This window comes from Microcoleus sp. AT9b-C3, from assembly GCF_036705485.1.
Taxonomy (GTDB): Bacteria; Cyanobacteriota; Cyanobacteriia; order Cyanobacteriales; family Microcoleaceae; genus Microcoleus.
In genome coordinates this window covers 1-9756 of the sequence record NZ_JAUBUR010000074.1, presented here as the reverse complement: position 1 = coordinate 9756, position 9756 = coordinate 1, and the positions used below count along the sequence as shown (strand labels likewise).

The window sequence follows — 9756 nt, the reverse complement described above, 5'->3', positions numbered from 1 at the left end:
CTTCCCGCTTGATTTGGCTGCTGGTGAAACAACTCCCGTAGCTTTGGTTGCTCCTTCTATCAATGGCTAAGTTTTAGTCTTTGATTGACAAATAGCGCTCCTAGAAATAGGGGCGCTTTTTGTTTGGGGAAAAATATTTTTACTGCGGGGATGGGAAGTATCGCAGCCGCTAAGGCAGTTAGGACGCTTGACCTAAGACATCTTCAATTACCAGAACGTAAACAATCAAACTGTTGCAGTTGTTGGCGGGTTCGACTCTTTAACCAAGACTCTTCTTGGCTCAAGCTTGTGGCGTTGCTTAATCAGGGTATGAAAAAATCAGTTGAAAATTCCCAAGCTTTGTCGATACAGGTTTCTATCACTGGTATATTTAGCCTTTCATACCGTAAATCAGCAACGCCAAGCTTGTTTAGGGGGAACTTACCCCCTTGCTAAGTAGTTCCGTGGAACTCTCGCGCATATGAGCTATAGGTTTAGCCGATTCGATCGGCTCGCTCGCGTAGCTATGTAATTTTAGATTTTCTTAAGACTTTTTAGAGTCAGAGGGTGAGAGAGTTGTAGTCATACACATCGAAAGAGTCCCCAACCGCAATTCCCCACCCGCTGTCCTCTTACGTTAGTCTGATCGAGAGGATGGAAAAGTGCGCAAGCGCACCCTAGCTAACCTCTGGAAATTGCCGGATGATGCCATTGAAGGACTGCGAATTTTGCTCAAAGGTGGCACCGCTATTTCTAGCTGAGAATCCGCCTTTGACATCCAACGTTCCTTACCCCACGGTCATGTAGCCACCGTGTTAGGCACGCTCAAAAATATCGGACTAGAATCATTAATTAGCGAGCGAGCAAGTCGCCAACGAGATCTAGTCACCGCGATGATAGTGGCACGAATTATCGACCTCGCCTCAAAATTAGCCCTTAGCAAACGCGGGCTATCCACAGATACCTGTAACAGCACAGTTTGTGAAACCTTAAAAGTTCAAGATGCTTCGGCTGACGAACTTTATGAAGCAATGGATTGGTTGTCACAAAGACAAGCAGAAATCGAACAAAGAATCGCAGCAAAACACCTATGTGAAGGGAGCCTAATTCTTTACAACGTTACCTCCACATATTTTGAAGGAACCACCTGTCCCCTGGCTCAATACGGCTATTGGCGGGACAAAAAGAGAGGGAAATTACAAATCATTTTTGGATTACTTGGTAATGCTGCTGGCTGCCCGATGGCTGTCGAAGTTTTTGAAGGCAATGTCAACGATGCCACAACCTTAAGTCCGATACTGGCAAAAGTCCGCACTCGATTTGGCATTCAACAGCTAGTATTGGTAGGCGATGGGGGTGTACTTACTTCGGCACGGATTGAAGAAGAATTAAAAAGGGTAGAAGGTTGAGATTGGATTACAGCATTGAGAGCACCACAAATCCGAGAATTAGTAGAGCAAAAAGCGATACAACTGTCACTGTTTGACCAAAAAGATTTAGCTGCCATTCAATCCCCTGATTATCCAGGAGAGAGGTTAATCGCTTGTCGCAATCCTTTTTTAGCCGAAGAACGAGCTACCACCAGAGAAGCGTTGCTACAAGCAACAGAGAAAGAGTTCGACAAAATTTTCACGGCGCGACAACTCGCTCGCATCGTCGGCTGGTGGGAGCCGAAAAAATAGGGGTGAGAGTGGGAAAAATCATTAATCGTTACCAGGTAGCAAAGCATTTTCATCTGTTAATTACCGACAACACTTTCAGTTACGAACGAAACAGTGATAAGATTGAAGCGGAAGCTAAATTAGATGGGATGTATGTGATTCGCACTTCGGTTTCAGAGTCGGTTTTAGATGACTCAAAAACGGTGAAGACTTATAAAAGTCTGTCTCAATTAGAGCAGGCATTTCGCTGTTATACAACTATCGATTTGAACGTGCGTCCGATTTATCATCGCGCAAGCTCATCGGGTGCGAGCGCACGTGTTTTTATGCCTGTTGGCTTATTACGTGGAATGGCATATGCGGGAGAAATTAGCGTCGCTGCTATTTGACGAGGAAGATTGGTTAGAGCCTCTTGACCCTACTTCAATCGTTGTCCCGAATAAATCTGAGACTCCGGCTAGGCGGAAAGCTTCAACAAAACGTAATTCTTAGTGTTTTCCAGTTCAAAGTTTTCGGACATGGCTGACTAATTTGGCGACGATTACTAAAAACTGGGTGCAGCCTAAATTGGGGGGTGTTTCAGTTAGCTTTGACAAACTGACGATACCGAGTTCTTTACAGCAGAAAGCCTTGGATTTGCTAGAGGTTTCACTGACATTGTAGTCATGTAGCGAACCCTGGCTCAAGTCCGATCGCCCGACTGATGGGGGTTTGAAATGCAACTTTCAAAGGGTGCGGGGTAAGTTCCATTTAGGTAGAGAAGAATATGGTGCTAAGTACACTAATGTTTCAAAAAAAAATTGTTCAATAAATAACCATCAATAGCTGTGCGATCGAGGTTTTTAATTTTCCCATACCTGAAGTGCTACGAAGCTACTGCAAAATCTGTGTACTGCCGCATCTCAGGGTCATTAATCAATACTTCTCGGTTAAGCGCCAAATCAAGTAAACTGGTATTGATTTGTGGATCAGTGAGGGTAAAATCGATGCCACTAAAAGAATTTATCTTAATCACTCCAATTATCGAAGCAGCATCCGTATTGAAGGCATTAGAAACTACCTTGCCTTCTACAATCAAACCAACCATCATCCAACACATCACTCCTAGATGTCTTAAATCTGACCACTGACTGTATTGACCTGCGAATTTCATTAGTTTATGATGAAGATGAGAGGGGCGATCGATCATTTCGATTCATACTGGTTTTTTGGTTAAAAACAGTTTCTCCCTCTTTTTCTATTTAATCCAGTCGGGGTCAGCTTTTATCCCGATCTTGACTGACTTTTGTCAGTCAACCAGCTGCTCGACTGTTGCTGCGCTCGTTGCGTGAGAAAGCCCACCAATGGTGGTATTTTTTATACCACCCTTCCATTACTCCTGACAATAATTTGGCAGAACGTTCTTTGAGACTAGCCGTGACTCAACGTAAAGTATCTGGCGGTTCCCGCTCGATGTCTCGATTTGAACAAACTGCTGATTTGTTATCTGTGATTCAGACTTGTCGGTTTCAAGGCATTCGCGCAATGGCTTTTTTCCGTGATGCTCTATCTGCCCATTCTTGTAACTTTTTCATGCCTTCTGTGATTCCCGAATCAAAGACCTGAATCCTTACAATTAACTGTCTACCTTATCGCGGTCAATCGACCGGACATGATATAATTTATTGGGACTGAATTACCATTAAGGTCGCTGTAATATAGCGTTATTAAATTTAAGCCAATAATAGTTTTATGGGCTTTTCTTGACCAAAAATAACTGATTAATTCGGCATTTTTGGGATGACTGTAAATCTTTTCTATGACGGTATCGTCTACACTTAGTATCCCTCCTACTAAGTTAATGATTTTCACGCATTATGTTGAATAAATCTTTCGGTTCGTATCTCTCTCTCAATAAAAAACGGTTGACGCTATCATGTGAAAGATTTCCTAATACCTCTGCTAGCCGACTGCACCCCCCAAACTTTGGCTCTGACAGCAAAAATAAGGTGTAGAGGTCTAGATGGCATTGTGCTGTCGATGGTTTAGTAATTTTTCTGATTGTCCGATACCTAGAAAGTAAACGACCCCTATTTATCAATGCACTATTTTGTTATTCAGTCAATGCGTAAGTCCTAGGAATTTACAGCCCGCCCGCACCCCATGTGACAGTTGGGGTGCCGAATGTGGGGTGTAAGCGCAAAACGATCTGGACGTAAACAATCTACCCTCGTCTAGGCAATCCCCCGTGAAGAAAGAAGCCTACACCATACTGCTCCGTGAAGTTGGTGTAGGTAGTTCACCAAAGCCCTCTGACCGGCATCACAGGCTGCGGTGCGGGTGCTGGCAAGGGAGCGGCGCGGCGCGGCGCTGAAGGGGGAGTTGTTGGCTGCACGCTGCGGCGAGGTTCGATCAGACTTTCGGGGCGAGTTGTTTCACTTGTGCGAGTTGTCGATCTCGTCACGTCTTGAAGCAGGCTTTGCAGAGTTCCAGCTATACTCTGAACTTTCCCAACAGCGGTGCGAAGGCTGGCAACATCTACGTAAACCTCGTTGAGAGGATACTTTTTCAGGATTTCCAGCAGCGATACCTTACCGTCATCTCCGGATGCCAGGATCAGCGCTGCCCGCAAAGCTTTCCCGCTTTCTGTGCGGCGCTGAGTCCGAATTGCTTGACCGATGTCGTCAGTGATTTTTTCGCCTGGGGTGCTGTAAACTACCCTCGCCAGATTAGCAGGCTTTAAACCCATTTCTAAACCCATGAACCCCCGCAGTATTTGCGCGTCCATTTTGGAGAACCGGATAATTTGTTGGAGGGTTGGCGTCCTCGTGCCGTTTTTAGCAAAGTCTTCTAAGTCGCTGATATTGATGGCTTGTCTGATCGGGCCAAATGTGAGGACAACTTTTTCTGCCCCTAATGCTCTAGTGCTGCTAGATAATATGCTCCCGCTTGCTCCTAAAAATAGGGCAATGCCGATCGATACAAAATTTGTTAACTTCATATTCACCACTAGATTAAAATTATTTTTTCGAGATTTGTATATTATAGATGCAGCAGTTATATTCTACAAGGTCGCCCGTGTAATTTGTGCCCGCGTCACACCGACAATCTCGATCGAGACTTTTTCTCGATCTTGACTGGAAAAATAAGTAACCATATTTCCCGAAATTTGTTCGCTTCTATTCCTTCTGTCTTCTACCTTCTACATCTCCCGCGTCCCGCCTCCCGCCTACGCTCTGGGTGCATCTCACTTTGGCACATACATCAAATTGAAAGTTGACCGTTGAGATAAGCACAGCGAAGAGCCAGGATAGAGGAAACGTTCTCAATATTCCATTGCGCTCCCGATATTTTCACCCTTAATCCATTTGTGACAATTTAAGAAAAAGTGCAAATTGTTTCTTGGGGTAGACCAAAAAACGTAAAATAGGCTGAAATATATCTGGCAAGCAGTTTAGCCATAGTTGAACCAGTTATGACTCGCAAAAAACGAATTAACCGAGATTGTGCCAAGACAAAAAATAGTCCCCAAAGAGAAAATGAAGCGCTCGCAAATTACCTGGAAGATTTATTAATTCCAGCAATTGCTGCTCAAAAAGCTTGGCTCTTCAGTAGTTAATAGGCTCTCCTGAACTTAGGGTTATAAGTTTATCGGTAGTGCTTTTTCGTAAAGGGCGGAGAAAAATAGTATAATCTATCGACGATCGCGACAGAGGAATGATTGAATGAAACTCGATCTAAGTTGCCCGACCTGTGGATCTGATGACATTATGAAAAATGGGACAACGCGCAGAGGAAAACAAAACCATAAATGTCGAGACTGTGGGAGACAGTTTGTGGAGGATCCACAGTGGAAACCAAAAGACAAAGACATCATCGCATTGGTAAATTTATTGTTATTGGAGAAATTCCCCTTAGCCGGAATAGTCAGAACAGTATGTGTGTCAGCAAGCTGGCTCCAAAACTATGCGAACAAATATTATCAAGCATGTAGAGCAGCAAGCAGAAGTAGTGCCAAAAGCAATCATGGAAGCTGACGGTTCAAATGGATGAGTTGTGGTCGTTTGTGGATCATAAAGGAAACAAACAATGGGTCTGGATTGCGCTCGATGCTCAAACCAGAGAAATCATCGGATGTAATATTGGAGAGCGTTCACGGGCATCAGCCAGACAACTCTGGGATTCATTACCAGGGGTATATAAGCAGTGCGCCAAGGTGTATACAGACATGTGGGAGGCGTATGAAAAGGTAGTGCCAAGCAAAAGGCATTTTGCGCAAGGATTGGAGACCGGATTAACGAATTATATTGAAAGGCTCAACAACACGTTAAGACAGAGAATATCAAGGTTAGTGAGAAAAACATTATCATTCTCGAAAAAGCTAGAAAATCATATCGGGGCAATCTGGAACTTCATCCACGAATATAACCAACAAGTCAGAAAAAAAATGGGGATTGCATAACAAGATAGATTGTTTTTCTCTGTCCTTTACAAAAAAGGACTACCGGATTAAAATCAGGAGAGTATGGGGACAAACACAAGATAGAAGCACCCACCGCTTCAATCATAGGCTTAATTGAATCTACTTTATGCGCTGGTAAGTTATCCATCACTACTACTGCTCCCGACCACAATTGTGGCACTAAACATTGAGCGATAAACACCTCAAATGCTTGGCTATCCATCGAGTTGTCGATGGTCATTAATGCCACTACTCGCTGGAAACTAATTGCACCAATTACTGTGACTTTCTTGCCTCGATAAAAAGGTTTGACCGCATAGGCTCGCTTTGCCTCGTTGGGAACGTGCATGAGTTCTGGTTAAACCTAGCAATACTCCAGTCTCATCTAAAAAGACTAGATTTTTTGGCTCGATATCCTTGACTTTTTCCCAATACTCTAACCTTAACTTCATGACTCTTTCTGTGCCTGCGAAAGCTACTCCTGACTGTTTTTTTTTACGATTTAATCCCAACTTCTGTAACGCGTTACACATGGCTGTTCTGCCTACCCAATTTCCGGTCTTTTGGGCGAATAACTCACACAATTCTACCAAGGTTGCATCGGGATGTGCTGCCACTATTTCTTTTAACTCTGCTGTGGAATTATTCAAATGACTGTATCTCGGTTTCCCCCTGGGTTTCGGCTGTAAATTTCCCTCTATTTTTTGTTGCTTGACCAGTTTTTGAACTAAACTTTTACTGACGGAAAATATCGCTGCTGTTTTTCTGATCGACAGCCTCTGATCTTGATGGGCTGCTACTATTTTTTTTCGCAAATCTACTGAATATGCTTTCATTGGTGTATTTTTTTAATCTATTCTTATTGTACCTCATAACACCCGGAAGTGCTGTAAGGGTACAGTCTTGGCTCTTTAATAGTCTGTGTATTTACGCCGAGCTGTACTAGATGTCTGGGTGCATAATTCAATATTTATGCAACTGGTACCTGGCGAGCGCCTCTCAGTTCCTAAGCGTTCGCCAACTCATTAGTTAGTACGTTACACATAGCGTAACCGTGTAAGTCCTGTGGCTGTTGAGATTGAAGAAGACGGAGTTGCGCTAAGCAGCGCTTCGCCCGATGTGCTTAGAGCGCTTCAAATCTGTGCCATACCGCCATCAACAAACAGCTCGATGCCGTTGACAAAGCTGCTATCATCGGATGCGAGAAAAACAACGGCTTTGGCAATTTCATCGGGTGTGCCGACTCGCCCTAATGGAATGTTGACGGCTTGGCTATCCACGAATTCCTGCACTTGCTCGTCGCTCAGTCCCAAAAGATTGTAACCAGGAGTAGGAACTACGCCTGGGCTAATGGCGTTAACTCGGATCTTGCGCTCTTTGAGGTCGAGTGTCCAATTGCGGGCAAAAGATCGCACGGCGGCTTTGGTTGCGCTGTAAACGCTGAAGGCTGGAGTACCCACGGTAGAAGCAGTCGAGGCGTTGAGGATGATAGAAGCGCCCTCTGGTAACAGAGGCAATGCCTTCTGCACGGTGAACAGCACACCTTTAACATTAGTGTTGAACGTTTTGTCAAAGTGTTCTTCGGTGATTGCTCCGAGTGGGGCGATTTCTCCACCGCCCGCATTGGCGAAGATTACATCGAGGCGACCTTGCTCTTGTTTAATCGTGGCGAACAGGCGATCGAGATCTGCCAGATTAGAGACATCGCTCTGAACACCAGTGACTTTTTCACCAATCTCTTTCACGGCGGCATCCAATTCAGTTTGACGACGACCTGTGATGAAGACATACGCTCCTTCGGCGACAAAGCGCTTGGCAGTGGCAAGACCGATGCCGCTGGTGCCACCCGTAACGAGAGCGACTTTTCCTTCTAGTTTTTGCATTTTGGATGAGTCCTGCGGTTGTTGAGGGTAAAACTTGTGTATTGAGAGGGAGTTGATTCTGGGGTTGATTCTAAATGACGGTTTGAGCTGTTCGATTATAAACCGGCGATTCACCTGAACGTACAAATTTCCCTGCCGCTCAAGGCTCTGTCCTCCAAACCTTCTCGCTCTAGTTTTGCTAAGCACCGCGTGTGATAGTTGCGTAAGTCCTGAGTTTTTTACCACCAGTACGCTTGCTTCCAGACAGCGATAGACGGGGGAAATAACTCCAGTAGATTCAATAAACATTCAAACGTTCAAATGTTAAAACACCCAAACGTTCAAGCGTTCTTATTACCACTAAGCTGCTGGAGGTATTGAGCGACGGACTTTTCAACGAGTTCGCTGATTTCTTCACCTGATTGTGCGGCAGCAGATTTGAGGTCGCGGTGCATTTGTTTGGGCAGGTAAACAGTAGCCCTGACAAAGTTTGGGTCTTTGCTTTTGGGTAACGCCGGAGTTGGTGCGGGGGCGATATCGGGTTCACCTGGTTTGAGTTTCTTCGCCTTCAGTAAATCATCAAAGCGGCTCACGGCATTATCTCCTTGCCGACAGCAGCATAACAACCCCAAGCAGCTTTGGCGTAGGCATCTTTGACAGCACTTACGGGAACCCCGGCGAGGGCTGCTTTTTGAAATACTGCCAGCCGCCTGACCTCAGCTTTGAATATTGGCAACTGGGCTTTCTCAATGGTTCTCCGAGACTCTATCCCGACTTTGCTCGGAAGAGGCGGGATGAGGGTGAGCAAAATGCGGTAATTCGATTTGAGGGAATGCAGAGCTTCCACCATTTGCACCATCGCGGTAAGCGCCATCCCATCGGGAGAACTCGGCCTCATCAGCAAGTCGCAACCTTCAGCTACAGTTTTGAGTTCATCGGGGTCGGGTCGAGCCGGCGTGTCTATCACTATGTGCTCGTAATCTCTGGCAAAGCGAACTCCTTGCTTTTCATCCACCACTTTGAACGGGAGGGAACCCCGCGCTGCCCCATCCAAAGCACTGCGGTTGAGGTCGCCGTCTACCAATAGCGTGGGCGCTTTGGTTTGTAGGTAAGCCACCAAGTGCAGCGCTGTGGTTGTCTTTCCGACTCCGCCCTTGAAGGAGGCGATTGTCACGATCATAGGTTTATCGATACGTTGATTAACTCAACTTTACCCTAGTCATCTAAATGTCTAGATGTCTGAATGACTGAATGTTTAAAATGATGCTGTATCTTGCCAGTTATGTGTTGGGTGGGCTCGGCTAATTAACGATAACAACGTAGCGCTCGTTTCTGTGGAAGTGGAAGCGGTGGATCTTCCCAAAAATCAAGCAGTTGCTGCACTGCAAGAGTTTGCCCCCCATTCGCTCTCTCGAAGGTGTGATACTGTCGTGGGCCCCGTCACCTGCGGCTAATTTAATCATCTAAACGTCTAGATGTCTGGTTGAATAATTCAAGACTTATGCAACTGGCACATAGTGATGAGCGCGCGTGGCGAAGCTATTCCGTAGGAAATCGCTCTCAACCGCCGCATTAAGAAATCCCTCGAATCGGCGCAGCAATTTGCGCTCGGCAATCCATAATTAAACAGTCACGACTCTGCTTGACAAAAACAACCGCGTTCGTCGATATAGTCATTTCAAATAAATGTGAGACAGAGGCAAGATCATGATAAAATCGATAAAAATAGTTAATTTAAAAAAAATGGCTTACAGTCTAGACTACCGACAAAAAGTAGTCAATGGATGTGGAAAATGGAGGGAGTATAACGAAA

12 protein-coding genes and 2 pseudogenes are annotated in these 9756 nt (G+C 45.2%); 6 read left to right on the top strand and 8 right to left on the bottom strand.

Annotated features, from left to right (window positions below; genetic code table 11):
• The 4 genes and pseudogenes from QUB77_RS30750 to QUB77_RS31900 all read left to right on the top strand — a co-directional run.
• Window positions 1-70, top strand: a pseudogene (locus tag QUB77_RS30750) (photosystem II protein D1); the annotation flags it as partial.
• Window positions 71-755: 685 nt separating this feature from the next.
• Entirely contained in the window at window positions 756-1388 is a 633-nt protein-coding gene (locus tag QUB77_RS31910; RefSeq protein ID WP_445251795.1) for an IS1634 family transposase, read from the top strand.
• 15 nt (window positions 1389-1403) lie between these two features.
• The gene (locus QUB77_RS31905) at window positions 1404-1661 is read left to right on the top strand and encodes a hypothetical protein (RefSeq protein ID WP_445251794.1); all 258 of its coding nucleotides are present in this window, start codon (window positions 1404-1406) and stop codon (window positions 1659-1661) included.
• Between the two features lie 8 nt (window positions 1662-1669).
• Window positions 1670-2029 (top strand): hypothetical protein, encoded by a 360-nt coding sequence (locus tag QUB77_RS31900; RefSeq protein WP_445251793.1) that lies wholly within the window; start codon window positions 1670-1672, stop codon window positions 2027-2029.
• Between the two features lie 476 nt (window positions 2030-2505).
• On the opposite strand, the gene QUB77_RS30740 is transcribed toward QUB77_RS31900, so the two are convergent.
• Window positions 2506-2793, bottom strand: coding sequence for a hypothetical protein (locus tag QUB77_RS30740; RefSeq protein WP_333180809.1), 288 nt, complete (start codon window positions 2791-2793; stop codon window positions 2506-2508).
• 125 nt (window positions 2794-2918) lie between these two features.
• Between QUB77_RS30740 and QUB77_RS30735 the strand changes: the two genes are divergently transcribed.
• Complete coding sequence (locus QUB77_RS30735) at window positions 2919-3245, top strand: IS66 family transposase (protein WP_333180810.1); 327 nt, start codon at window positions 2919-2921, stop codon at window positions 3243-3245.
• Window positions 3246-3296: 51 nt separating this feature from the next.
• Here the strand turns inward: QUB77_RS30735 and QUB77_RS30730 are convergent.
• Both QUB77_RS30730 and QUB77_RS30725 read right to left on the bottom strand, forming a co-directional pair.
• Window positions 3297-3681 (bottom strand): annotated as a pseudogene (locus QUB77_RS30730) (IS701-like element ISAcma42 family transposase); the annotation flags it as partial.
• A 237-nt stretch (window positions 3682-3918) separates the two neighbouring features.
• Window positions 3919-4620, bottom strand: a complete 702-nt coding sequence (locus tag QUB77_RS30725; protein WP_333180808.1) for an alpha/beta hydrolase — start codon at window positions 4618-4620, stop codon at window positions 3919-3921.
• 724 nt (window positions 4621-5344) lie between these two features.
• Here QUB77_RS30725 and QUB77_RS30720 point away from each other — a divergent pair.
• A protein-coding gene (locus QUB77_RS30720; RefSeq protein ID WP_445251792.1) for an IS1 family transposase occupies window positions 5345-6081 on the top strand; the annotation gives its coding sequence in 2 pieces (ribosomal slippage) (window positions 5345-5635 and window positions 5638-6081; 735 coding nt in all).
• Here the strand turns inward: QUB77_RS30720 and QUB77_RS31895 are convergent.
• The 5 genes from QUB77_RS31895 to QUB77_RS30700 form a co-directional block, all read right to left on the bottom strand.
• Complete coding sequence (locus tag QUB77_RS31895; protein ID WP_445251791.1) at window positions 6056-6430, bottom strand: transposase; 375 nt, start codon at window positions 6428-6430, stop codon at window positions 6056-6058. The two genes, QUB77_RS30720 and QUB77_RS31895, sit on opposite strands and share 26 nt — an antisense overlap.
• On the bottom strand, window positions 6345-6917 hold the full coding sequence (locus tag QUB77_RS30715) for a transposase (protein ID WP_333180807.1): 573 nt from the start codon (window positions 6915-6917) through the stop codon (window positions 6345-6347). Before QUB77_RS30715 ends, QUB77_RS31895 begins: the two co-directional genes overlap by 86 nt.
• A 297-nt stretch (window positions 6918-7214) precedes the next feature.
• Window positions 7215-8252 carry an SDR family oxidoreductase gene (locus QUB77_RS30710; protein ID WP_333180806.1) on the bottom strand — a complete coding sequence of 346 codons (1038 nt, stop codon included), beginning with the start codon at window positions 8250-8252 and terminating at the stop codon, window positions 7215-7217.
• A gap of 32 nt (window positions 8253-8284) precedes the next feature.
• Entirely contained in the window at window positions 8285-8536 is a 252-nt protein-coding gene (locus QUB77_RS30705) for a hypothetical protein (RefSeq protein ID WP_333180805.1), read from the bottom strand.
• Window positions 8533-9123, bottom strand: a complete 591-nt coding sequence (locus QUB77_RS30700; protein WP_333180804.1) for a ParA family protein — start codon at window positions 9121-9123, stop codon at window positions 8533-8535. Before QUB77_RS30700 ends, QUB77_RS30705 begins: the two co-directional genes overlap by 4 nt.
• Window positions 9124-9756: the final 633 nt, after the last annotated feature.